The organism is Cupriavidus sp. GW823-FHT06D04 (assembly GCF_058795055.1).
Genome location: NZ_JBXAHL010000065.1, coordinates 1 through 24,315 on the forward strand (window position 1 = coordinate 1; position 24,315 = coordinate 24,315).

Sequence of the window (24,315 nt, forward strand, 5' to 3'; positions counted from 1 at the left end):
ACGCTGGTATCCCTCCATCGCCGGAGAAGAAGACCACCGCCTTGCCGCTTAGTCAGCCCCCGGTTTGGCGCGGTCTCGTAGGCATACGGCTCGACGTCACAGGCGCGGTCTCGTAGGCATACGGCTCGACGTCACAGGCGCGGCACGTAAGCATCAGGCTATAGATCATGGCGCTTGCCTTGGCGCCAGCCACGGTGTCTGCAAAGAGCCAAGCCTTTCGACCTGTGCAGAATGGTCGGATATCGCGCTCGACCGCGTTATTGTCCACCGGCGCTCGTCCATCGATAGCATATCGACTCAGGTATTCCCACTGGTTGCGTGCGTAGGCAATGGCCTTGCCCAGCAGGCTTTCCGGCAGTACCTGTGGCGCCTGCTCATCCAGCCACGCCTTGAAGGCTTTCAGCAACGGTACGCTACGCTGCTGACGCAGCCGGTACGTGTAGTTGGCGCGCGTTTCGCCGTTGGGCAGATCCTCCTTGGCGAGCGCCTCCACCTGATACAGGGCCTTGAAGTACTCGAGGGCCTTTGCAACTCGAGCGCTGGGCTTCTTTTACCGCTTTTTGCGCATCAACGAACACCCGTCTGGAATGAGCAAGACAACCGAAGTGCGTGACGCCTTCGAGGGTGCGCCAGGCACTGTAGCCATCGGTCATCAACATGCCCTCGTAGCCGGCGAGGAACGTTTGCGGATACTCCTGTCCGCGCCCCGGCTGGTAGTCGAACAGCACCACCGGATGCTCGCAGTCCTCCGCGCTGCGGTAGACCCACATATACGATTTGCTCTGCGCGGCCTTGCCTTCCTCCTTGAGCACCTGCACCGTCGTCTCATCGGCATGGATCAGCGGCTGCGACAGCAGCGTGCAGCGTAGCGCCTCGTACAGACGGCTGTAGTGCAATTGCGCAGGACGGATGATCCAGTTCGCCAGCGTTCCACGGCCAACCGCAATCCCAGCCCGCCCCAGCGCATCTTCCATGCGGTACAGCGGCGTGCCGTCAACGTACTTGCCGACGGTCACCGTCGCCAGCATAGCCGGGCTTGCGTTGCTGCCCGGCAGTGGTTGCGTTGGCATCGGCGCGGTCAACACCGGCGTTCGCTCTGCATTGCGATCGCAGTGCCGACACGCGTATTTGAAGCGCACGTGCTGCAGCACTGAGACCTTTGCTTCGATGTGCAACTGCTCGCTGACTTCCTCGCCCATGCGGTGCATCGAGCCCTGACAGCATGGGCAGATCTTCTGGTCTTCGGTCAGGTCGTACTCGATGCGCTGGCGCGGTAACTCCGCCGGTAGCGGCTTGCGGCCACGTTTTCCGCCTGCAGGCCTACCAGGTTCCGGCAACCCCGTGTCCGGAAGCGCGAACGCGTCATCCTCGTCGTCAGGCAGGGCCGTGGCAACCATCTGCTCGGCTTCATCGAACACGCGATCCTTGAGCTTTTCGCTGCTTGGTGCGAAGCGTTTGGACTGTGCGAGTCGGAACTGCTCTTCGAGGAGCTTGATGCGCTCGGTCAGCTCGGCGATGTGCTGGGCGTTCGTGGCAGCCTTCGCTTCGAGTTCGCGGATATAGGCCTGGGCGGCCGGCGGCAAACGCGAGAAGTCGTGTTCGTTCATGCTGGACACGATAGTGCAGCGACCGCGCAGATAGGTATACGTCACCCCGAACGGAAATCAAGCCGTGTGCTGATATTGGCGTGACGGGTGGCGCTGCACGGCGTCCACATCGATACCGTCCAGCAGCCAGTGCAACTGCTCGGTTGTCAGCTCGATCACCGTCTGCTGCCGCCGTGGCCACGCGTAGCGGTCTTCCTCCAGGCGCTTGAGCAGCAACCAAAACCCGTTACGGTCCCACAGCAACAGTTTGACGCGGTTGCGCCGACGGTTATGGAAGGCATAGACGGCGCAGGCAAAGGGATCAAGCTGCATCGACTGCTCGACCAGCGCAACCAACCCATTGATCCCGAGGCGGAAATCCACGGCATTGCGGTGAAGGTAGACCTGCACGTCGGAGCCGAATCGGAACATCAACGCGCTCCCAACGCTTCGATCATCGCCTTCACAAGCGCAACGTCCTGCCCGCCGCATTCAAGTTCGACCGTCACGCCGTTGGGTAGCCGCGCCCTCACTAATGCTGGTGACGGGCGCTGCGATGGTTGCGTGCGAGCAGGCGCCTCGGCCGGCGGACGTCCCCGCACCACCGGCGATTCCGTGACGCGCATCACGTCGCTCACCTCGACGACCGGCACGAACGCCGGCAACGCAGACTCCGCGGCCGCGGTGGCTTCATTTGCCAACTGGTGCAGCCGAATCCACTTGCGCAACTGGTTCGTATTGATGCCGACCTTGAGGGCCATCCCGGCTACCGATACCCCAGGCCGCAGACATGCCTCGACCAGTCGGCGCTTGTCCCTCCGGTCATAGTCTCGCTTTCCGTTGGAGCGAATACGGGTCACCCTCAGCGGCGGAGCGTCAAACTCGGCTTCCATCATGATTGCGTCCGCAAATAGTGGTTGCGGACGCAAGCCTGCCCACTCTCAGCCGCAAATACTAGGTGGGGTCAATTTCGCGCTTACCATCGTCGGCATGAATAGAACCTCGGGCTGTCGATCGACATTCGCCCGAATGCCGAGCGGAAGACCGTGCGATGGTGGCCCTTGCAAGCCAGCTGCGCACCGCACGCAGGGCAAATCCCAATTTCGAACCATGTAGAGCAGCAACGCACGTCTGCGCTGGAAACGTAGCTCCCCGCTTCCATCCCCTAGTCAAGCTCAATACCCGCTAATGGGGGCTTCTGATAAGCCTGGGTTGGGAGTGTCAGTTACGCGGATCACTTGTCCAGTGTCAGCAGCGGCGGCAAATCGAAATTCGCCAGAACCCTTGCTTCGTCGCGCGCAATTCCCAGGGCCACAAGCAGCAATTCCGCCGTATCGGCGCTGATCTCTCGCCAAGTGCGGTGGCCTTCGAGCACCGGCAGCATGGCGGCGATCACCGTTCCGGCCAGCATGACCACGGCCGACGGCAGTTGCTCGCGTGTGATCCGGTAGCGGCCAGCTTCGATGCCTTCACTGAGGTTATGGATAGGGTCGGTCGACCACAGCGTCTGAAGTGAAGCACTACTGAATCCGAAGCGGTTCAGGAAGCGCCCCCAGTGCGGTTCCTCATGGGCGCGTCGAAGGTAATGGCGGATGCCGAAGGCCAGGCGCAAGGCGAGGTCGTCCGTGTCCGCGAGGCTTTGGGTGACCCGGATCGTCATCTCGCGCACCAGCTGCGCCGCCACCTGCTCGAACAAGCCCTCGGTGTCGCCCAGGTTCTTGTAGACCGTGCCGCGCGCGACGCCGGCCGCGGCGGCCAGATCGCTGATGCTCACCCGGGTCACATCCATCTCTGCAAACAGCTTCATCGCCGCGCTGTGAATGCGCTTCTGGGCCGCGCTGAGGGCGGGTTCGGGGGGCGGGGCGGACTCGACTCCGCCTTGAACAGATTCGTTCATAAAAGGACAGCTCCAGAATTTCTTGCACGATTATACCCTTGACAATAGTGGACCTGCTTGCTCTATACTGAACACAGATGTCCAATACAGAACATGTATGTTGTATTGCACAATGGCCATTCAGCCACCTCAGGAGAGCATCGCATGAGCGTCATCCAAGCCCTCGATCACAGCACCGAGACCCGCATGCTGCGAGTCGGAAACCGGCAGATCCATCTTGCCGACACGGGTGAAGGCCCGCCGGTGCTGATGCTCCACGGCGGCGGCCCGGGTGCCTCGGGCGTCTCCAATTACGCGCGGAACATCACGGCGCTGGCCGCGCATTTCCGCGTGCTGGTGCCCGACATGCCTGGCTATGGAAAGTCGAGTAAAGGCCTCGACCCGAGCGACATCTGGGGCGACCTGGCCGACACCATGCATGGCCTGCTTGATGCGCTGGGCATCGCGCGCACGCACGTGGTCGGCAATTCCGCCGGCGGCGGTTGCGCGCTACGGATGGCGCTTGATCAGCCCGAGCGGATCGATCGCGTCGTACTGATGGGCCCGGGCGGTGTAGACGTTTCCAAGGCGCCGCCCACCGACGGGCTGAAGCGCCTCCTCACTTACTACACCGGTGACGGGCCCACTTTCGAAAAGCTGAGCCGCTTCATCACCGAAGACCTGGTGTACGACGGCAGCCAAGTCCCCGAATCGGTACTGCGCGAGCGTTACGAGGCCAGCATCGACCCCAAGGTGATCGCCAATCCGCCGCTGCGTGCGCCTGGGGATCCAGCGGTGCTGGCAAAGCTGGACCTGACTCTCGACCCGCGCCTGCCAGCCCTAGCCAATCCGACCCTGGTGCTCTGGGGCGTGGAGGATCGCGTCAATCCGGCAAGCGGCGGTGCGACACTGCAGAAGCTGATGCCCCGTTGTGATCTGTACCTCTTCAGCCGCACCGGCCACTGGGTGCAGTGGGAACGGGCCGACGAATTCAATGCGGCGGTCAGCGCCTTCTTGAAGGCGGACGAGCTTGCCGCCACGCCGGCTGTCGTCGGAGTCGCAGCATGAAATCGAGCTCGACCCCAATCGCGACCAGCCTGTACGGCCGCATCCGCCTGGGATATGTGCTAGTCGAGTCGTCCCGGCTTGATGAGTGGCAGCGTTTCGCCGGGGAAGGCCTCGGCCTGCACATCGACGCGCCTCAGGCCGGCGTGCTGGCCATGCGTATCGATGAACACCAGCGCCGGCTCATCGTTCGTCTCGGACCTGCCGAAGATGTGGTGGCCGTTGGCTGGCAGCTTGAAGACGAAGCGGCACTTGAACTCGTCTTGAGCCGCCTGCGCACTGACGGCGTGATCGTGCGGGAGCAGTCCGGCGAAGCGGCGGGCCTGCGCGGCGTCGAGCGCTACTGGTCCTTCGAGGGTCCGAAACACATGGCCTTCGAGCTCTTCACCCGGCCGATCCTCAGCACCGCCCCGCTTCAGATGAAGGCCGGCGGCTTCGTCACCGCAGCGGCCGGCATGGGCCACCTCGCGATCTCGACGCGCGAACCCGAGGCCCTGCTCGCCTTCCTCCAGCGCACTTTCGACGCCCGGATCTCCGACTTCATCGAGGAACGCGTCAACGGCGTGGTGATGGACATCACCTTCCTGCGTCTCAACGAGCGCCACCACAGCCTCGCGCTGGCCGCGACCCGCGGCAAGCGCATGGATCCGCTGCGCAACCGCATTCACCACCTCAACCTGCAGGTCGCCCGCTTCGACGACGTGGTGACGGCCTACCGCCGGCTGCGCGAGATGGGCTTTGCCATGGCCAACGGCATCGGCCAGCATCCGAACGACCGCGAGCTCTCGTTCTACGTCACGACCCCTTGCGGCTTCGCGGTCGAGTTCGGCTGGGACCCGATCGTCGTCACCGAGGAGGCCGAAGCCGGCTGGCAGGCCTGCACCTACCAGGGCATCAGCCTGTGGGGGCATTTCCCCGAAAGCCTGACGCTCGGCATGAAGCTGGTCCAGATGGCGCGAGCGCTCGGCTCGCTCACCCGCAAGGAATACACGCCAGGGGTTGCATCATGAAGATGGATACCGCAAACCGTTCGTTCGACGACGCGCCCAGTGCGCGCTTGGGTACGCAGGCCGGAGATCGGCAGGGCGATCGCTCCGACTCGGGAGCCGACAGGCTTCGCTCCGAATCGTGGGAGCCCCCCGCCCGTCGGGTCGGGGAGTTTCACTACGACGTCGTCATCGTCGGCCTTGGGCCGACCGGACTCACGCTCGCCCACGTGCTCGGCCAGCGCGGCCACAGTGTGCTGGTGCTGGAGCGCGAGCCGCAGTTCTACGGTAATGCGCGGGCGGTCTACACCGATGGTGAATGCATGCGCATCTTCCAGTCCTTCGGTCTGGCGGAGGAGCTCGCGGCAGGCATGCTGCAGTCGCCGGTCGTGCAGTTCGCCATGCCCGACGGCAACGTGTTCCTGCAGTTGAGCAACCCGAACCGACTTTACGCCTGGGACGCGTCCTACTTCCTCTATCAGCCGCGGCTCGAAACCGCGCTTGGCGACGCGTTGGCGCGCTATCCGAACGTCACGGTGCAGCGAGGCCGGGAGCTGACCCGCTTCGAGCAGGACGATGAGGGCGTCACCGTCTTTCACATCACCACGGAGGGCTGCAACTACGGCAAGCCGGCAGCGGCGGCGGAAGTCAAGCTGAAGCCCTCGGCGCAGGAATCTGCGGTGCGCGCGCGCTACCTGATCGGTTGCGACGGAGGCCGCAGCCTCGTGCGCACGCAGCTCGGCATCTCCATGCAGGGCAAGAGCTTTCCCGATCCCTGGGTGGTGGTCGACATCAAGGAGAAAGTACGCGGCGACGGCCTGCACCATCTGCCCTATTTCAGCTTCATCTGCGACCCCGCCTGCCCGACAGTGAACTGCGTGCAACCCGATGGGCACCACCGCTACGAGTTCATGCTGATGCCAGGCCAGAAGCGCGAATACCTCGAAGACATCCATACCGTGCGCCAGCTGCTATCGCGCCATATCGAGGTCGACAAGTTCGAGATCCTGCGCCACCTCGTCTATACCTTCAACGCGCTGATGGCCGAGCGCTGGCGCGAGCGACGCGTCTTTCTGGCGGGCGATGCGGCGCACATGACGCCTCAGTTCGTCGGCCAGGGCATGAACGCCGGTGTACGCGACGCCTACAACCTGGGTTGGAAGCTCGATGCCGTGCTGCGTGGCCGCGCTGGCGAACGCCTGCTCGACAGCTACGAGACCGAACGCCGCCCGCATGCCGCGGCAATGACGCGCGAGGCGGTGCGCGTGAAGAACATCGTGTCGATGACCAGCCCCCTTGGCGCGCGGCTGCGCAACGTCGCCATCAGGCTCGCGTTGCGGCTGCCAGTGGTGGGCAAGTTCATGCGCGAGGGGAACTTCATTCCCTCGGCCACCTACTGGCGAGGGACTTACCACGGGCTCGCGCGGCGCGGGCTGAGCGGGCCGGAAGGACGGCTGATGCCGCAGCCGAAGGTAATCGGTCCCGACGGTAGGGCGCACCGCCTCGACGACCTGATCGGCGCCGAGTATGCGCTGATCGGAGCCGGCGTGGATCCCCGCAACCAGCTTAGCGCCGAGGCGCTCGCGACCTGGCAGGCCCTTGGCGCCCGCTTCGTCGTGGTCTACCCCTGGGGCCTGCGGCCGCAGGACCCGCGTCAGCGTACGCGACCCGAGGGGCTCATCGAGGTCGAAGACTTCGAATCCACCTGGTTCGCCTGGCTGAAGGCCCAGGGCCACAAGCGCGGCAGCGTCGCGATCCTCCGACCAGACAAGTTCGTGTTTGCGCTCGAACGCGGCGATGGACTGGCCCACGCCACCCGGGTCGCGAGCGAACAACTGCAGCGGGACCGAATGGAAGCCGGCGCGTCGCCTCGTCCCGTGAGCGTCGTCACCCGGGAGGCTGCGTGATGGATAACGCCGCCAACCGCGCAGCGGCCGCGCTGCGTGAAGCGCGCCGAAGCGGTACGCCGATCGCACCGATTTCAGCGGGATTCGCCATCGCCAGTCTGGAGGCCGCCTATGAGGTGGCCGAAATCAACACGCGGATTCGCGTGGCCGAAGGGGGGCGCATCGTCGGCAGGAAGATCGGCCTTACCTCGCGTGCGGTGCAACTGCAACTGGGCGTTGACCAACCCGACTTCGGCATGCTGTTCCAAGACATGGAATTCCAGCATGCCCAGGAAGTGCCGATGCGTCGGTTGATGCAGCCAAAGGCCGAAGCCGAGATCGCCTTCGTCGTCGGCCGCGAGCTCGACGCCGGCATGCCGAGTTGGGCGGAGTTCCTGCGCTGCATCGCCTATGCGCTGCCCGCCATCGAGATCGTCGACAGCGCAATCGCCGACTGGAAGATCACGCTCGCCGATACCGTGGCCGACAACGCGTCCTGCGGCCTCTACGTACTCGGCGACCAGCCCATGACGCTGGGAGCGCTCAACCTGGGCGAGTTGGGCATGCAGATGACGTGCAACGGCGAACTGGCCTCGGTGGGCGGCGGCGCCGCCTGTCTGGCGCACCCGCTGCGCGCCGCGTTTTGGCTGGCGCGCACGATGGCTGCGCGCGGCGCGGGCCTCCAGGCAGGCGAGGTGATTCTCTCGGGCGCTCTCGGCCCGATGGCGCCGATTGTCGCCGGCGACCATATCCACGCACAGATCGGTGCACTGGGCAGCGTTGCCTGCCGCATGGTTTAGGAGATAACGGAATGACCCGCAAATTGAAAGCTGCCATCGTCGGGAGCGGCAACATCGGCACGGACTTGATGCTCAAGATTCTGCGCCACGGAAAGGATATCGAGATGGGCGCGATGGTCGGCATCGACCCAGCCTCCAATGGATTGGCGTGCGCCGCCCGCATCGGCGTGGCGACCACCCACGAGGGCGTGGCGGGCTTGGCCCGCCTGCCGGTCTTCGCCGACATCGACATCGTCTTCGATGCCACCTCGGCCGGCGCCCATGTAAAGAACGACGCCTTCCTGCGCAGCCTCAAGCCCGGCATCCGCCTCATCGATCTGACCCCGGCGGCGATCGGCCCCTACTGCATCCCGGTCGTCAATGGCGCGGCGCAAATCGATGCGCCCAACGTCAACATGGTCACCTGCGGCGGTCAGGCGACGATCCCGATGGTCGCGGCGGTCTCGCGCGTGGCCAGGGTCCACTACGGCGAGATCGTCGCCAGCATCTCCAGCAGGAGCGCCGGCCCCGGCACCCGCGCCAACATCGACGAGTTCACCGAGACGACTTCCAAGGCGATCGAGGTCGTCGGCGGCGCGAAGAAGGGCAAGGCCATCATCATCCTGAACCCGGCCGAGCCGCCGCTGATTATGCGCGACACGGTCTACACCCTGAGTGACTTCGTCGACGAGGAGGCGATCGCCGATTCCGTCGCGCGCATGGTGGCCGACGTGCAGGCCTATGTGCCGGGCTACCGCCTGAAGCAGACGCTGCAGTTCGACCGCATCGAGGCCGATCGCCCGCTCAACATCCCTGGCGTCGGCCCATGCATGAGCGGCCTGAAGACCTCGATCTTCCTTGAGGTCGAGGGCGCCGCGCATTATCTGCCCGCCTATGCCGGCAACCTGGACATCATGACCAGCGCCTCGCTGCGCACCGCCGAGAAAATGGCCGCGCGCATGTTTGCCGCCGTAACCGCCTGAAGGAGACCCACATGAGCACCAAGAAGATCTACATCTCCGACGTGACGCTACGCGACGGCAGCCACGCCATCCGCCACCAGTACTCGGTAGAACAGGCCAAGCAGATCGCCCGCGCGCTCGACGAGGCGAAGGTCGACTCGATCGAGGTCGCCCACGGCGACGGCCTTCAGGGCGGCAGCTTCAACTACGGCTTCGGCGCCCACACCGACCTGGAGTGGATCGAGGCCGTCGCGAGCGTGGTCAAACACGCAAAGATCGCTACGCTGCTCCTGCCCGGCATTGGCACGGTGCATGACCTCAAGGCCGCCTTTGATGCCGGTGCGCGCATCGTGCGCGTCGCGACGCACTGCACCGAGGCCGACATTTCAAGGCAGCATATCGAGTATGCCCGGCATCTGGGCATGGAAGCGGTCGGCTTTCTGATGATGAGCCATATGCAGACTCCCGCTGGCCTCGCTCAACAGGCGAAACTCATGGAAAGCTACGGGGCTACTTGTTGCTATGTAGTGGATTCTGGTGGTGCGCTCAGCATGAACGACGTTCGGGATCGCTTCCGGGCATTCAAGGATACGTTGAAGCCGGAAACGCAAACCGGTATGCATGCGCATCACAATCTGAGCCTCGGGGTGGCCAACAGCATTGGCGCCGTAGAGGAAGGGTGTGACAGGATCGACGCCAGCCTGGCAGGGATGGGCGCCGGAGCCGGGAATGCGCCCCTGGAAGTCTTCATCGCCGCGGCAGACCGTCTTGGTTGGGATCATGGCTGCGATCTCTACGGATTGATGGATGCCGCCGATGACATTGTCCGCCCCTTGCAGGATCGCCCTGTTCGCGTTGATCGCGAAACACTTGCCTTGGGCTATGCAGGCGTATACAGCAGTTTTCTGCGCCACTCTGAGGTCGTCGCCGGAAAGTACGGTCTGAAAGCGGTGGACATCCTCGTCGAACTTGGCCGCCGACGCATGGTGGGCGGGCAAGAGGACATGATTGTGGATGTCGCCTTGGACCTGCTCAAGCGTAGAGAGCACGAACAGCAGCACGCTGAACCATCATGAGTGAAGCGGGTTAGCGCTCACCCTCAGCGACACGTTACGGAATGAATGCGTCACCGGCAACTGCCGAGGATTCTCTTCCCCCAAAAAAATGGAGCGAAAACATGAAACACATCATTACATTCAGCGCAAAGCGGCGTTCGGTCCTAGCACTGGCCAGCCACCACCCTCATGAGTTCAAATGCTGCCTGGGCCATCAACGGCGCAATAGCCGGTGGATACGGGATTGAAGATGCATCCATGTGGGGCGCCTCGATTGCCTTGCCGCTCGATTCCCTGGCGGCAGCAAACAAGGTTTGGGAAGAGATTCCCGACCTGAAGGTAATCCATGACTTGTCATGGAGCAAGCAATCGAGCTGCGCAACCTGACTTGTTTGCAATATGCCTTTGTGCGTGGTCGTGCTGACGTCCGTGCTGCGGCACTTGAGCGTTTGGCAGTACACGGGCCCCTTGGTATTGATCCCGACGAAGCGAAGTTCGATTGTCCGGTCAGACTGTCTATGGCCTTCGGGGGCGATGGCGAACGCCTAGACGCCGGATCAGCTCTCCTGGAAATGGCGCCAGAGGCAGCCGGCGCGCGTCAAGACAGGTGTCGTCTCATTCATGCCGCCAAGCGCTGCATTTCAGCGCCTGGCTTGATGCTGCTGGGCACGGCGATCTCGCGCTCGGGGTTGAGCGTAACCGCGCTGATGGGCGCCCAGTCTCGTGTGTGGCGTGACCGGCCTGAACGTACAGCGCCTATGTGGGCGAGATGGACCGCTGCCGCCCGGTCTTCGCCGTCCGCTTGGTCGAGCGGATCAAGCATTTCTTCGACGTGCCCAACCTTGTTTTCATGCTCGTGATGAACCGGGAGCAGCTGGAGAAGGCGATCCGGGGCGTCTATGGCGCCGAGACCGATGCGGCCGCGTACTTGAGCAAGTTCCTAGGTATCCGTCAGCAGAACCCATGTTGACGTGGGACTACGGCTCCGGCATGGCATCGAAGCGGTGGACGAGCGCCGGATGTTATGGCATCACGGCTTACGGACCGATGTCAGAAGTGGTAGCCTCGATCCCGCCAGTACTGCCAATCGGCAATCGCCTGCCGCGTCATCTCGTCGCTCGCCAACGGCACGAGTTGGGCTAGTGGTATGGCAAGTTTGCGCTTGTTCCACGGTATCCACACGAAGACATCACACTCGCACAGGTCGTCCGGCGCCATTGCGATCACCTGAACCCGATCGCCGGGACTGAGCGGCGAGGTTGGCATACTCTTGCGAACCTCAGCTTCAAATGGAACGGTGAGTCGCTCCTCCAAGTAGTAATACCACGCAATAGACCGCTCCTCTGAGCTGTAAGCGTCGACGACCACCCCCATCTCGATTCGCTGTTCGCGGTCTGGCTCGATCTTGCGTTTAGGCATGTCTTTCGTATTGATGTCGATGGAATCTCAGAGGTCGACGACCTGGCGCAGAAGAGCAAACGAGACACGCCAGTGACTCTCACCGGGATTGCACTGCACAGAAGCAGTCTTCTGGTTGATGCGTACGATGGCGCCGATGCGCTCGTGCAGGTGCTGGTCCGTAAAGGCCACGGTGTCACCCACCAGGAAGTCGGCGCGTTGGGCACGCGGCGGTGGTGTTGTCGCTTGCGGTGGCTGTTGAGCCGCGACGGTGGTATCGGCGATGATGGCAGCATAGGGTAAGGCCCAGCGTCGGCGCGTACCTGTAGTGCAGACGCTTCAATACCTTTGCGACTTCCGGGTTCATGACCGTTGCACACACGCGCTGAGCTCGACACCGGCCCATTCGACCGGAGGCTTACTGCGACACAACTGCGATCCGGCTCCTCGAGCATCGCCCCGACATTCCGTCTCTCCAGCCCCGACGGATCATTCGCCGCAGTGGTGGTGATCGCGGTGCAACTCGACCACTTCCGAGCTTGAGGGGAAACCTGATATCGCGGCCCGATGATCTTCGCATCGAACGGCTGGCGCATGACCATGACGCCGTGCGGTCGATGAGCGATACACGCCTTTCCCGAGCGACGGGCCGTCGTGTCGCCTTAGCCGACCGAGGTCCAAGGTGTCAGTCTCATGACCTGCATCAAGGTTTTAACGGGAAAAGGCGACTAGCTTTATTCAAAGCTGGCAAGTCGGTTTGTCGTTTTTTTGAGCGATCAGTCGGCACATTGAACGGAGCCTCGCTCAGCGATTTTTGCAGCGGAGCATCGAGCATTCGGCAAGCGAAAAAGGTGCTTACGAGACACACGTATCGTCGTACTTCACTAGAGTGGCCCCCGGGGCACTCGTGGAAGAACTCTATGTTGTCATTTGCAACCATTGCTCTGACGATGAGGGTGCCGCCCCGCTTTATCGAGGTGTCATCAGCGCGCGGCCCGGCCGCCGCGCTGGTCGTGTCGCTGACACTCGCTCTGATAAGTTGCTCGGCACCGGTCATGCAACCCTCGATCGAGGTTCCCGGCCGATTCGCGGCCGCGTCCGCACCTGCGGAGGAGCCCGAGTCGGCTTGGTGGGATAGCTACGGTGACCCGGTGCTTTCCGATCTGGTCCGTCGGGCGGCGCACGAGAACCGAGACGTCCGGATCGCGGCGGAGCGCGTGCGGGCCGCGAGAGCCGGAGAAACGATCAGCCGCTCGTGGCTCCTACCGACCTTGAGCATTGGCGCCAACGGCTTCGATCACAGGACCAATTACGACACCCTCCTCAAAAACTTCGTTCCTGAAGCGGCGAATACACGGGCGGGGCAGGTCGGAATTGCTGCCTCGTGGGAAGTCGACCTCTTCGGCCGCCTGCGGGCGGGTGCGGCCGCGGCTGCAGCCGACACCATCGCGGTCGAAAATACCGCGCGCGGCGTGCGACTGCTGGTGCTGACCGATGTCGCCATGAACTACTTCACGCTCGTCGGTGCGTTGCGCCAGCTCGACACCGTGCGCGCAATATCTGCCGCGCAGGACGAGACGCTGCGCCTGGTCACGGCCCGCGAACGTGTCGGCCTAGCGACTCCGTTCGACGTCGAGCGCGTACAGACTGAAGCTTCTAAAATGCGCGCGGCCATATCGCCGCTCGAGACCCTTGCCGCCGTCTCGCGCCATCAGATTGCGGTGCTGGTGGGCGATCAGGCGTTCAATGCCGCGAGCATCACAACATCGGGCGTCGAAGCAATCGTTCCGCCCGCCCATCCGGGACAACCGGCCGCCCTCTTGCAGCGGAGGCCGGATCTGCGGGTCGCAAGCGCGCAGCTCGACGCTGCTAGCGCGCGAAGGCAACAGGCAATGGCGGAATGGTTTCCGCGACTTATTCTCGGTGCAGTGTTCGGCCGCGAGTCCATCGATTTGAACGGGGTTGCCCTCGGTCCAGCGCGCTTCATCAATGTTGCCGGCCTCATCGCAATGCCGATCTTCAATGCGGGGCGGACGCAAGCGATCAACGATATCGCCGAAAGCGGTCAAAAGGAAGCAGTCCTTCACTATGAAGATGCGGTTGTACGCGCGCTGGAAGACGTTGAGAACGCGCTGGTTGCATTCGACGACGAACGCCAACGTGCGCAGCTGCTGCAGAGCGCCGCGGCTTCGGCTGAAGCGGCACTGGGCCGCGCGCAATCCCTCTACAACCGCGGCCAGATTGACCTTCTGCCGCTGCTCGATGCTCAGCGGACGCGGTTGGCCGTCCGGGCGATCGCTAACGACAGCAGCACGCAATTGTTGCTCGACAGCGTCCAACTGTACAAGGCGCTTGGCGGAGGTTGGGAGGTGTTTGAGCCCGTTGCCGCGCCTGTCTGCACCGCGGTTTCGTGCAATCCGTCAAACGTGTTTCGACACGAGGAACCATCGTGAAAACCCCTGTCAGCGCACTGTTCTCGGTTGTGCCGATCGCCGCGATGCTGGTTGCCTGCGGGTCAAAGCCCGCCCCCGAGGCGCTTCGAGCGGTCCGCACTGCCGAGATCCGCTATGGCGAGATACAGGTGACCGACCGTTACGTCGGCACCGTGCAGTCGCGCCACGAAGTCAATGAGGCATTTCGTGTCGGCGGCAAGGTCGTCCAGCGTAAGGTCGACGTCGGCCAGAAGGTTCGCGAGGGCGACGTGCTCGCGGTGCTTGACGACACCGACTATCGGCTCGCCGAGGAAGCAGCACGGCAGCAAGTGACCGCCGCCGTGTCGCAGGCCCGGTTGGCCGAGTCCGATCGGCAACGGCTCAGTTCGCTCAAAACCGACGGCTCGGTGAGCGTATCCGACGACGAGAAGGCGCAGACTGGTGCGCAGACAACGTTGGCGACGGCCGAAGCCGAACGGAAGAAACTCGAGCTCGCACGCAACCGGTTGAAATACACGGTGCTATGCGCGTCGCATAGTGGCGTCGTCATCGCCGTGCGTTTCGAAGTGGGAGAGGTCGTCGCCGAAGGCCAGTCGATCGCTTCGATCGCCAACGAAGGCGAGCCCGAAATCGTCGCTGACTTGCCAGAAGATCGTCTCGCGACGTTCAAGACGGGCCGCTACAAGGCGTGGCTAGCTAGCGCGCCAGAGCAACGTTTCGACGTCGTGTTGCGGGAACTCTCGCCGCAGGCGGCCGCGCAAACCCGAACCTACCGCGCCCGCCTGAAACCCGCGACGCCCCGGGCGCTGCCGCTCGGTGCGACCGCCACGCTCGTGGTCGAGCGCCCGGTAGGCGAAGCACCGGCAGCAGTGGTCCCTGCCTCGGCCATCACTCAAAACAAGGGACAACCCGCGGTCTGGGTGGTTCGTCGTGCGGGGTCCGAGCAGGTGGGCACTGTCGAGCTGGTCGGCGTATCGGTGCACGGCTATCGCAACGACGACGTGCTCGTGTCCGGACCGCCGGCAGGCGAACTGATCGTCACCGCGGGTGTGCTGAAGATGGCCCCGGGCCTGAAGGTCGCGCTTGCCGGCGCGCCGCGCAATTTCGAAACCAAGCAATCTGACCGATGAAGTCGTTCAACCTCACCGAATGGGCGCTGAACCACCGCGCGATCGTGCTGTTTCTAATCCTCGTGATCGGCATCGGCGGCTCGCTCAGCTTCACAAGGCTCGGTCAGCTCGAGGACCCGAACTTCTCGGTGCCGTCGATGACTGCGCTCGTGATCTGGCCCGGCGCCACCGCGCAACAGATCCAGGACGAGGTACTCAACCGCATGGAGAAGAAGTTCGAGCAGCTCGATCACTTCGAGAAGGTCGTGACCTATGCGCGCCAAGGGTACGGCGGCATGACGATCACCGTGAAAGGCGGCACGCCCCACCCGGACCAGCGCGAGGCTTGGTACCAAGCGCGCAAGAAGTTCAACGACATCAAGCTCGAGCTTCCCGACGGCGTCATCGGCCCGCTCTTCAACGACGAGTATGGCGACGTGACCGGGCTACTTTATGCCGTCAAGGGCGACGGCATCAGCCAGTGGGAGCTATCTGACGCGGCAGAAGACATCAAGCGGCAGCTCCTGAAAGTGCCGATGGTGAAAAAGGTCGACATCTATGGCAAGCAGGCCAAGAAGGTCTACGTCGAGTTCTCGAACGAGCGGCTGGCCGCGCTTGGGATCACGCCGCTGCAGATCGCCGAAAGCCTCCGCAATCAGAACAGCGTATTGGCAAGCGGACAGATCGACACGCACGGCGATCGCGTGCTCGTGCGGGTCAGCGGACAGTTCAACAGTTTGGACGATATTAGCAACGTTCCAATTGCCGCGGGCGGCCGACTGCTCAAGCTCGGCGACTTCACGTCGATCACGCGAGGATACGAAGATCCGCCGATGTATACCGTACGCCACAATGGGCAGCAAGTGCTGATGCTCGGCATCACAATGACCGACGACGGCAACATCGTCGAGCTCGGCAAGGCGATCGAACAGGCAGTCGCCAAGGTGCAGGCCGAGCTGCCTTATGGCGTCGAACTCGAACGGGTGGCCGATCAGCCGACCGTAGTCAGCGAATCGATCGGGGAGTTCGAGCGCTCGCTGCTGGAAGCGCTGACCATCGTGCTCGCGGTCTGCCTGATCAGTCTCGGCTGGCGCACGGGTATCGTGGTCGGGATCTCGGTGCCGATCGTGCTGGGTGTCGTCGCCCTGGTGATGCTTGCGATGGGTTGGAATCTCGAGCGCGTCTCGCTTGGGTCCCTGATCATCGCCCTCGGCCTGCTGGTAGACGACGGCATCATCGCGGTCGAGATGATGGTGGTAAAGATGGAGGAGGGGTGGGACCGCGTGAAAGCGGCCGCGTACTCGTACACGGCGACCGCGATGCCGCGGCTGACTGGCGCGCTCATCACCGCCGCCGCCTTCATGCCGATCGGGTTCGCCAAGTCGACCACCGGCGAATACGCGGGCGGCATTTTCTGGATCGTCGGCACTGCCGTGCTGTTCTCGTGGGTCGTCTCGGGGCTGATCACGCCGTACCTGGCCGTCAACATGCTACCGAAGGACTTCGGCAAGCAGCACGCTGGCCGCGACCCATATGACACAGCCTTCTACCGCAAGCTTCGTGGCTGGATCGATCTCGCCCTCGAGCGGCGCTGGTGGGTCATCGGGGCGACGGTGGCCGCACTTGCCGCTGCAATTGCCGGAAGCAAGTTGGTGCCACAGCTGTTCTTTCCCAACAGCGCGCGGCCCGAGCTGATCGTCGAACTGCGACTGAAGGAAGGCGCTTCGTTCGCCGCGACGACCGAGCAGGTAAAGAAGATGGAAGCGGTGCTGAAGAAGGACGGAGACGTTCGGTTCTTCACCGCCTACACGGGTGCTGGCCAGCCACGCTTTTATCTCGCGCTCAATCCCGAGCTGCCGAACCCGGGCTATGCTGTGTTCATCGTCATGACGAAGGACACGCAGGCTCGTGAGCGCGTGCGTTCGCGCCTGATGGCGAGCGTTAGCGAGGAATTTCCGCAAGTGTGGGTTCGCGTCACCCGCCTCGAACTCGGTCCGCCGGTCGGCTTCCCCGTGCAGTTCCGTGTCGTCGGCTCCGAGACGCAGAAGGTGCGCGAAATCGCCCGTGAGGTTGAAGCGGTGGTGGCGTCGAGCCCCAAAGTGCGCGATGTCCAGCTAGACTGGAACGACCCGGTTCGTACCCTGAAAGTCGATCTCGATCAAGACAAGGCGCGCGCGCTCGGCCTTGCGCCGGCCGATGTCGCCTTCACAACCCAGACCTTCCTGAACGGCGTGACACTGTCGCACTTGCGCGAGCACGAGGAGCTGATCGACATCGTCGCACGCGCCGTACCTTCCGAGCGGCTCGATCTCGACACGCTGAAGGACGTCAATCTCTACGCACGCGAGGGGACGGTGGTGCCGCTCTCGCAGGTCGCTCGCGTGCGCTACGAACTGGAAGAGCCGGTGCTCTGGCGCCGCAACCGCGACATGGCGATCACCGTGCGCGCGGACGTCAAGGACGGCGAGCAGGGCGTGTCGGTGACCCAGGAGATCCGGCCGCTGCTGAAGCACATCGAGGCGAAGCTGCCCTTTGGTTACCGCATCGACGTCGGCGGCGCAGTCGAGGAAAGCGACAAGGCCAACCGCGCGCTGATGGCGGTGTTTCCGGTGATGCTGGTCACGATTCTCACGATCCTGATGCTACAGCTTCAGAGCTTTTCGCGCATGACGATGGTGTTCCTGACGGCACCGCTTGGGCTCATCGGGGTCGTCGCTGGGCTGCTTATTTTCCAAGCACCGCTTGGTTTCGTCGCCATTCTCGGGGTCACCGCTTTGAGCGGGATGATCATGCGCAACTCGGTGATCCTGGTTGACCAGGTGCAGGCCGAGATCGCGCAAGGGCGTGACACCTGGAGCGCGGTCGTCGATGCGGCCGTCCACCGGACGCGTCCGGTGGCGCTGACCGCAGCAGCTACGGTGCTAGCCATGATCCCGCTGACGAGGAGCATCTTCTGGGCCCCGATGGCGATCGCCATCATGGGCGGCCTCACCGTTGCGACCTTGCTTACGATCTTCTTTATGCCGGCCCTTTACGCAGCGTGGTTCAAGGTCCGACGCAACGCTAAAAACGCTAAATTGTGAGCGCGAAAATGCCGCAGGTAGACGACGTGTTTGCGGCACTGCGCGAGGGCAAAGTCGACGCTCGTATCATACTCACCGAACTCTGAGTGCGCCAATCTCTGGATGCCCGATGTTGCTCCTGTTTGGTGTGGCTCTTAGCTCTCTGGTTATGCGGCCTTTTTACGCTGTGCCGCATGCCAGCGTTGCTCGTATTGCATGAGGCTGAGATAACCCAGCGTGGAATGCAGCCGTCGGTGATTATAAAAGGCTGAACGCATCGCGTTTACTACTACCAGGCAAATGCGGAGATCGAGGACGAACCGCCGTTGACAATCGGGAATTCGTCGAAGCCGTGCTATGGGCGGCCCGTACTGGCAGCCCGTGGCGTGATTTACCCCAAGAGTCTGGCCGCTGGGTTAGCAACGGTCGGAGCGGCACTGAGCTGGAGACCGCACCACTATCACGGCAGAAAATCGCCGGAGCACAGCCGACTTCAACATCCGGGGCTCTGCCGGATAACGGATCGGCGATATATCCCTACATCGTCGTGCCTTATACGCAGTTACCTGGCGTTGCGCCTACTCCTTGTCCGCAGCGGCTTCCCCGACCGATGCCACGTTTGCCAAAGGAGGCACGGTCTGCTGTAGGCCCCCGGCCAAGACCGTGCTGTGCTTTGCGGAGAAGTTCTCCTTGCAGCAGACAACCCGCAGGATGGGGTTCTGACGCTGTCGATCCCACGTAGGATATGGCCAGATCTGTCGTGCATGGCGGAATCTTGTAGGCGTCGGCCGTGCAGTGCATCAATCGCTGCATATTCAAACGCTTCGCGGGCTGTGGCGCGCGACCCAATTCACGCCGCACTCGATACGTCGGATTGCAGCCCCGACGTCCGGTGAGCTCAACTTTCTTTGAAAAACTGACAGTGACTCTTGGGTCTGCAGGTGAGCAGTCGCTCACATGGGCGGGTGGTCTTTAGCGTGGTCCTTCGGGCTAATGTACGGTTGAAGGAGGATTTGTCACAGGGACTCCCACAAATCTAAGCAAATCACAACTTTGTTTGTCCAAACGGCCCACCTCAACCTTGTTTGTCGCACCTCAGGTTTCATTTGTGACCGCCCAGTTATCCAGGACGCGGCGAAGCGGCCGTTGTTGAGGCAGGGGTCCGGTCGCGGCAGCACGCAATTGGCTGAATCGCCGCCGGGCGCGATGCAAGCCTTTCGCACCAATTGCCGCAAAGATGTCACAATAATAAATGAGGGTGGTTTGGCCGTTTTTTGGGGGACAAAGCAATGTCTGAGATCCGGAAAGAGGCGAAGGTCAACGGTTCCAAATCGGGCAACAACAAGAAACTAGGCAGCAAGGCATACCAGAAGGAACTGGCCCAGCTTCATGCTGAACTTGTTAAGTTGCAGGAGTGGGTAGTAAGGACTGGCGCCAAGATCTGCGTTGTGTTCGAGGGACGCGATGGCGCGGGCAAGGGCGGGGTAATCAAGGCGATCACCGAACGCGTGAGTCCGCGAATTTTCCGAGTGATCGCGCTGCCAGCGCCCACGGATCGGGAAAAGACCCAGATGTACTTGCAGCGCTATCTTCCGCACCTGCCGGCGGCTGGCGAAATCGTGCTGTTCGACCGCAGTTGGTACAACCGCGCATGTGTCGAGCGGGTCATGGGCTTTTGCACGGAGGCGGATGTGCAGATGTTCATGATGGCTACACCGCTCGTGGAGCGCGCCTTCATCGACTCTGGAATCATCCTCATCAAATACTGGCTCGAAATCAGCCCCGAAGAGCAGACGCGCAGGCTCGAAGCCCGGATTCACGATGAGCGAAAAATCTGGAAACTTTCGCCGATGGATCTCGAATCCTATCGCCGCTGGTACGACTATTCGCGGGCGCGCGACGCGATGTTCAGCATGACCGACACTGAGTTCTCGCCGTGGCATGTTGCACGGGCGGACTGCAAGAAGCGCGCCCGCCTGAACATCATCAGCCATCTGCTCAGCGTGGTTCCTTACGAGACTGTACCGCGGGAGAAGGTGTCGTTGCCCCAGCGACAGAAGGCCGGGGGGTATCGCGAATCGGACCATCATTTCAGGTATGTGCCCGAGAAATTCTGAGCAATGCCGCATTGCGTCTGGCGGGGAACGAGGATTGCGGAACGCCCGCTGAAAACGCCGATGACGCGCGCCCAGATGCGCCTTCTTGTTCGTGCAACACGTCGACGCGCAGGACCAAGGCCCAGTTCCGCTGGCGTGCCCGCGTGACATGATGTAATCGGGAAAGCGGGGACGGATGGAGAGCATGTTGTGTGAGCGTGCTTCCTCCGAATGGTTCGAACTGCGATTCGAAGAACGGATTCGAGGAACGATTGGGATGTACCGGATCGAAGAACCCCGGCTTGGCGGGCTGCGTATCAAGGAATGGCGGCGCCGCGCGCACCTGGCGGTCGGCCTGTTGTTTCTGGTGCTGCTGGGATCGTCGGTGGGGCTTGTGCTGCTCGACTACTCGGATGCGCCGTTGCCCACGAAGATGTTCACGGCCTTGTGGGATGCGGTCAACCTTGTCACGACCCTGGGCAACTTCTCGGACTTCAACCCGGACCAGAAGATGTTCATGCTGGTCGCCATACTTGCAACGATGGTGGTTGCCGGCTACGCGTTGCGCCAGCTGACGGGGATGCTGTCGGGCGACGACGTGATGGTCTTTTGGGAGAACAGGGCCATGGAGCACAAGCTGGAATCGCTGAGCAACCATGTCGCGATCTGCCCGTTTGGTCTGGTCGGCCAGCTGGTCGCCGCCCGTCTGCGAGACGCGGGAGCGACCGTGCTCGTGCTCGATACCGACGTAAAGCAGGCCGAAAAAGCATCCGGACTGGGATACATGGTCATCCTGGGCGATCAGAGTTCGTTCGACGACGTACTCGAGCGTGCCAGGCTGGACACCGCCAGTGCGCTGTTCGTGACGGGCACCGATCCGAACAGCAATCTAGAGATCACGCTGGTGGCGCACACGCTCAATCCCGGGCTCCAGATCGTAGTGTCAGGTGAGAACGATCTGCGCAGGATGTTGCTCAAGAAGGCGGGCGCGTCGACCGTCATCGACCAGAACGACATCGTTGCGTGCGCCATGGTTGGGCAGATCGATGCGCGGCAGGCGCAACGGACATGAAGCGGGGTGCTCAAAGCGCAAGCTATGCGGGCGCCCGAATGTTCGCCGTGACGCTTTGGACTTGCTCACTGCCCGTCAGGAAGAAGGTTTCACAGCGGAGTCGGCCATGCAAGTGGAGATGCCGAAGCCGGTTGGCGGAGGCGAACAGGCAGGATCCGACAATGGCACGGTCTCCTCCGGCGCCCGATTCGCGGACGCATCCGGTATCGCTGGGGCGACCTGTGAACGATCTGGGGATTTGATGACAATAGGGAATCCGCGCGACTATGGGACACGATTCATCAACACATCCCACTGGCGGCTTTCGCATTCCGGTGCTGGAGTGGGTCCGCGACTATCAGAAGGAGTGGATCAAGCCAGATATCATTGCCGGTGTGACCGCTGCGGCGGTCGTGCTTCCGAAGGCATTGGCATACGCGACTGTCGCGGGGCTGCCCGTGCAGGCCGGGCTGTATACGGCCTTCCTTCCGATGGTGATCTACGCGTTCCTGGGATCGTCTCGGCCGCTCAGCGTGAGCACCAGCGCAACGATCGCCATCCTCGCCGCAGCGTCCCTCGCCCGGGTGGTCCCGGATGGAGGTACGGCAGACCTGCTGAGAGCCTCTGCAACGCTGACGTTACTGGTCGGGGCCATCCTCACGCTCGCCGCGCTCCTGCGGTTGGGATTCGTTGCCAACTTCATTTCCGATCCTGTGCTGACCGGATTCAAGGCCGGTGTCGCGGTCGTCATCGTGCTGGATCAGTTGCCGAAGCTGCTCGGCATTCACTTTCCCAAGGGGGCGTTTTTCCACAACGTGCTGGCCACCGTCACGGGTATTCCACACGCGTCAGCGGCGACAGTCGCTGTGGGCGCGATTACGGTGGGCATTCTGGTGGCAATCGAGCACTTCTTTCCACGGGCACCCGCGCCGCTGATCGCGGTGGCGTGTGGGATCGGCGGCGTGAGCCTGCTCGGCCTGCAGTTTCACGGGGTCGACATTGTCGGCCGTGTGCCGACGGGCTTCCCTTCCGTCACTATGCCGGACCTTTCGCTTGTCGCGTCGCTTGGGCCAGCTGCCGCGGGCATTGCACTGATGAGCTTTACTGAAACGATCGCGTCCGGGCGAGCGTTCGTTGAGAGCGGAGAACCTGCGCCACAGCCGAATAGGGAGTTACTGGCGATCGGTCTTGCCAATGTGGGAGGCGCGCTGCTGGGCTCCATGCCGGCGGGCGGAGGAACGACCCAGACGGCCGTGAACCGTCTCGTGGGCGCCCGCAGCCAGCTTGCCGAACTGGTCACGGCTGCCGTCACGCTGGGCACGATGCTGCTGCTTGCGCCCTTCATTGGACTGATGCCGCACGCCACGCTGGCAGCGGTTGTTATCGTCTATTCGATCGGCCTGATCAAGCCATCGGAATTTCGCGCGATTGTCGCTGTGCGACGCACAGAGTTCGTGTGGGCGCTGGTTGCGGTCTCCGGCGTCGTGCTCTTCGGCACCCTGCTGGGCATCCTCGTCGCAATTGTCGTATCGCTCCTCGCGCTTGCTCACCAGACGTCCGATCCACCGGTATATGTGCTGCGCCGCAAGCTTGGCACGAACGTATTTCGTCCTGTGTCCGCGGAGCACCCCGACGACGAGGCTTTTCCCAACCTCCTGTTGTTGAGGCCGGAAGGCCCCATTTTTTTTGCCAACGCCGAGCGCGTCGGCCAGAAGATCCGCACGCTGATCGAGCAAACTCATCCCCAGATTGTCGTGCTCCACCTGCGCGCAGTAATCGATCTCGAGTACACGGCGCTCAAGATGCTGACGGAAGCGGAAAAGGAGTTGCGCAGGCACGGCATAACGCTCTGGCTCGTGGGTCTCAACCCGGGCGTACTGGCGATGGTGCAGCATTCACCGCTCGGCGAGACGCTCGGGCGCGACCGGATGTTCTTCAATCTGGATCGGGCGGTCGCGGCATGGGAGGCGCAGCAACCACCGGGGGCCGTGCGGGGAGCAACGCACTGAGTTCGCCGACAGCCTGCTCACACATTCGTGCCGCTGGCCCTTGCGTACCCGGCGGCCATTTCTTCCACGTAGGCCAGCGTCAGGCCGGTCGGGTTGAAACTGTACCAAACCAATCTCGATTGACACGGGGAGTCATATCAGCATTTTGACGGCATCATTGCATGGACCCAGACGCGCCAGACCAATGGCTTCCTGGAGGCTCTCAACGGCCTGTTCCAAGCCGCCAAGCGCAAGGCCCGCGGTTATGTGAGCTTCAACACCATGCGCACCCTGATCTTCCTGATCGCCGGAAAGCTCGACTTCTCCTCAATCAATCCGCATGCCGCATAACCCACTCATTTTTCAATAGAGCCGACTTTCAGTTAGCGCTGTATTGTCGCATCGGCGCGCCCCATGCCTCCACTCGTGCACCAGGGCGTAGCGCTTGCCGGTCGGCGTCACACCGTAGCGCAAGAACAGCAGACTGGGCGCTTGAATCGCTTCAAGCGCGCCGATGAGCGACCATTCGAAGCCGTGAAGGCGGTCTCGGAGTTCAATCAGCGCGCATACGAGCTCTTCGGGCGCCCGCTGGTACAAGCAATGTCCAACGAATACGCCGCGACGCTTGCACGCGAGTTTCACCCGCTTCGCCTTCAGCGCTGGGCGATCTCCGACCTCAATCCCGCACTATGGTGGCTGGCGCCGGCCGCGCGGGCGGTGAAGGCACAGCGTCAGGCGCTCGGGCCAGACGATCCGGCCCGCCGGCTTGAGTCGACGATATCGGCACTGACCAGCGCTTCGCTCGATTGCTATCGCGCACTGCGCGACGCCACCGCCGAAGCCGCCTTCTTCCAGATCTATGGCAACTTGTTCGCTTTCTACCTCAGCGACGAACAAGACGCCGAAACCCCCGGCGTCAGAATTGTTGTCGTGTCACCTGATTTCGATTGACCCAGTCTGGGGGCGGTAGAGTCAGAGTGAATG

Annotated in this window: 19 protein-coding genes and 3 pseudogenes; 17 read left to right on the forward strand and 5 right to left on the reverse strand. The window is 62.6% G+C overall.

All coding sequences use genetic code 11. From position 1 onward, the window contains the following. Positions 1–52: 52 nt before the first annotated feature. The 4 genes and pseudogenes from tnpC to AC1Q7H_RS37865 all read right to left on the reverse strand — a co-directional run bounded on the left by tnpC (position 53) and on the right by AC1Q7H_RS37865 (position 3,483). Positions 53–1,607, reverse strand: a pseudogene (gene tnpC / locus AC1Q7H_RS37850) (IS66 family transposase). A 57-nt stretch (positions 1,608–1,664) separates the two neighbouring features. Then, positions 1,665–2,018, reverse strand: coding sequence for an IS66 family insertion sequence element accessory protein TnpB (gene tnpB / locus AC1Q7H_RS37855; RefSeq protein ID WP_492382395.1), 354 nt, complete (start codon positions 2,016–2,018; stop codon positions 1,665–1,667). After that, positions 2,018–2,482, reverse strand: coding sequence for an IS66-like element accessory protein TnpA (tnpA, locus tag AC1Q7H_RS37860; RefSeq protein ID WP_492382396.1), 465 nt, complete (start codon positions 2,480–2,482; stop codon positions 2,018–2,020). Before tnpA ends, tnpB begins: the two co-directional genes overlap by 1 nt. Before the next feature lie 338 nt (positions 2,483–2,820). Continuing rightward, complete coding sequence (locus AC1Q7H_RS37865) at positions 2,821–3,483, reverse strand: TetR/AcrR family transcriptional regulator (RefSeq protein ID WP_492382397.1); 663 nt, start codon at positions 3,481–3,483, stop codon at positions 2,821–2,823. A 144-nt stretch (positions 3,484–3,627) separates the two neighbouring features. Here AC1Q7H_RS37865 and AC1Q7H_RS37870 point away from each other — a divergent pair, with 144 nt between their 5' ends. From AC1Q7H_RS37870 to AC1Q7H_RS37905, 8 genes are all read left to right on the forward strand, one after another. Next, the gene (locus AC1Q7H_RS37870) at positions 3,628–4,530 is read left to right on the forward strand and encodes an alpha/beta fold hydrolase (protein ID WP_492382398.1); all 903 of its coding nucleotides are present in this window, start codon (positions 3,628–3,630) and stop codon (positions 4,528–4,530) included. Then, entirely contained in the window at positions 4,527–5,537 is a 1,011-nt protein-coding gene (locus AC1Q7H_RS37875; RefSeq protein WP_492382399.1) for a VOC family protein, read from the forward strand. The genes AC1Q7H_RS37870 and AC1Q7H_RS37875 overlap by 4 nt, the downstream gene beginning before the upstream one ends. Continuing rightward, positions 5,534–7,420 carry a bifunctional 3-(3-hydroxy-phenyl)propionate/3-hydroxycinnamic acid hydroxylase MhpA gene (mhpA, locus tag AC1Q7H_RS37880; RefSeq protein WP_492382400.1) on the forward strand — a complete coding sequence of 629 codons (1,887 nt, stop codon included), beginning with the start codon at positions 5,534–5,536 and terminating at the stop codon, positions 7,418–7,420. The genes AC1Q7H_RS37875 and mhpA overlap by 4 nt, the downstream gene beginning before the upstream one ends. Next, positions 7,420–8,199, forward strand: a complete 780-nt coding sequence (locus tag AC1Q7H_RS37885) for a 2-keto-4-pentenoate hydratase (RefSeq protein ID WP_492382401.1) — start codon at positions 7,420–7,422, stop codon at positions 8,197–8,199. Before mhpA ends, AC1Q7H_RS37885 begins: the two co-directional genes overlap by 1 nt. Positions 8,200–8,210: 11 nt before the next feature. Next, positions 8,211–9,161, forward strand: a complete 951-nt coding sequence (locus AC1Q7H_RS37890; RefSeq protein ID WP_492382402.1) for an acetaldehyde dehydrogenase (acetylating) — start codon at positions 8,211–8,213, stop codon at positions 9,159–9,161. A gap of 11 nt (positions 9,162–9,172) precedes the next feature. After that, positions 9,173–10,216, forward strand: a complete 1,044-nt coding sequence (dmpG, locus tag AC1Q7H_RS37895) for a 4-hydroxy-2-oxovalerate aldolase (protein WP_492382403.1) — start codon at positions 9,173–9,175, stop codon at positions 10,214–10,216. Positions 10,217–10,384: 168 nt separating this feature from the next. Continuing rightward, on the forward strand, positions 10,385–10,582 hold the full coding sequence (locus AC1Q7H_RS37900; protein ID WP_492382404.1) for a hypothetical protein: 198 nt from the start codon (positions 10,385–10,387) through the stop codon (positions 10,580–10,582). Positions 10,583–10,964: 382 nt separating this feature from the next. Continuing rightward, positions 10,965–11,165 (forward strand): P-loop NTPase fold protein, encoded by a 201-nt coding sequence (locus AC1Q7H_RS37905; protein ID WP_492382413.1) that lies wholly within the window; start codon positions 10,965–10,967, stop codon positions 11,163–11,165. An 80-nt stretch (positions 11,166–11,245) separates the two neighbouring features. Here AC1Q7H_RS37905 and AC1Q7H_RS37910 read toward each other — a convergent pair whose 3' ends face one another. Further along, positions 11,246–11,614, reverse strand: a complete 369-nt coding sequence (locus AC1Q7H_RS37910; RefSeq protein ID WP_492382405.1) for a calcium-binding protein — start codon at positions 11,612–11,614, stop codon at positions 11,246–11,248. A gap of 899 nt (positions 11,615–12,513) precedes the next feature. Between AC1Q7H_RS37910 and AC1Q7H_RS37915 the strand changes: the two genes are divergently transcribed. The 9 genes and pseudogenes from AC1Q7H_RS37915 to AC1Q7H_RS37955 all read left to right on the forward strand — a co-directional run bounded on the left by AC1Q7H_RS37915 (position 12,514) and on the right by AC1Q7H_RS37955 (position 24,282). Further along, positions 12,514–14,046 (forward strand): efflux transporter outer membrane subunit, encoded by a 1,533-nt coding sequence (locus AC1Q7H_RS37915; RefSeq protein ID WP_492382406.1) that lies wholly within the window; start codon positions 12,514–12,516, stop codon positions 14,044–14,046. Next, positions 14,043–15,155 (forward strand): efflux RND transporter periplasmic adaptor subunit, encoded by a 1,113-nt coding sequence (locus AC1Q7H_RS37920; RefSeq protein WP_492382407.1) that lies wholly within the window; start codon positions 14,043–14,045, stop codon positions 15,153–15,155. Before AC1Q7H_RS37915 ends, AC1Q7H_RS37920 begins: the two co-directional genes overlap by 4 nt. Then, on the forward strand, positions 15,152–18,217 hold the full coding sequence (locus tag AC1Q7H_RS37925; RefSeq protein ID WP_492382408.1) for an efflux RND transporter permease subunit: 3,066 nt from the start codon (positions 15,152–15,154) through the stop codon (positions 18,215–18,217). The genes AC1Q7H_RS37920 and AC1Q7H_RS37925 overlap by 4 nt, the downstream gene beginning before the upstream one ends. 247 nt (positions 18,218–18,464) lie before the next feature. Beyond that, positions 18,465–18,611: pseudogene (locus AC1Q7H_RS37930) on the forward strand (transposase); the annotation flags it as partial. An 874-nt stretch (positions 18,612–19,485) separates the two neighbouring features. Then, the gene (ppk2, locus tag AC1Q7H_RS37935) at positions 19,486–20,313 is read left to right on the forward strand and encodes a polyphosphate kinase 2 (protein WP_492382409.1); all 828 of its coding nucleotides are present in this window, start codon (positions 19,486–19,488) and stop codon (positions 20,311–20,313) included. Positions 20,314–20,569: 256 nt separating this feature from the next. Continuing rightward, positions 20,570–21,364: an NAD-binding protein gene (locus AC1Q7H_RS37940; protein ID WP_492382410.1), complete on the forward strand. Its 795-nt coding sequence runs from the start codon at positions 20,570–20,572 to the stop codon at positions 21,362–21,364. Between the two features lie 266 nt (positions 21,365–21,630). Next, complete coding sequence (locus tag AC1Q7H_RS37945) at positions 21,631–23,352, forward strand: SulP family inorganic anion transporter (RefSeq protein ID WP_492382411.1); 1,722 nt, start codon at positions 21,631–21,633, stop codon at positions 23,350–23,352. Positions 23,353–23,490: 138 nt separating this feature from the next. Next, positions 23,491–23,682: pseudogene (locus tag AC1Q7H_RS37950) on the forward strand (transposase); the annotation flags it as partial. Between the two features lie 141 nt (positions 23,683–23,823). Beyond that, a complete protein-coding gene (locus tag AC1Q7H_RS37955) occupies positions 23,824–24,282 on the forward strand; it encodes a DUF3141 domain-containing protein (RefSeq protein ID WP_492382412.1) in 459 nt (152 codons plus the stop codon). The last annotated feature ends 33 nt before the right edge of the window (positions 24,283–24,315 follow it).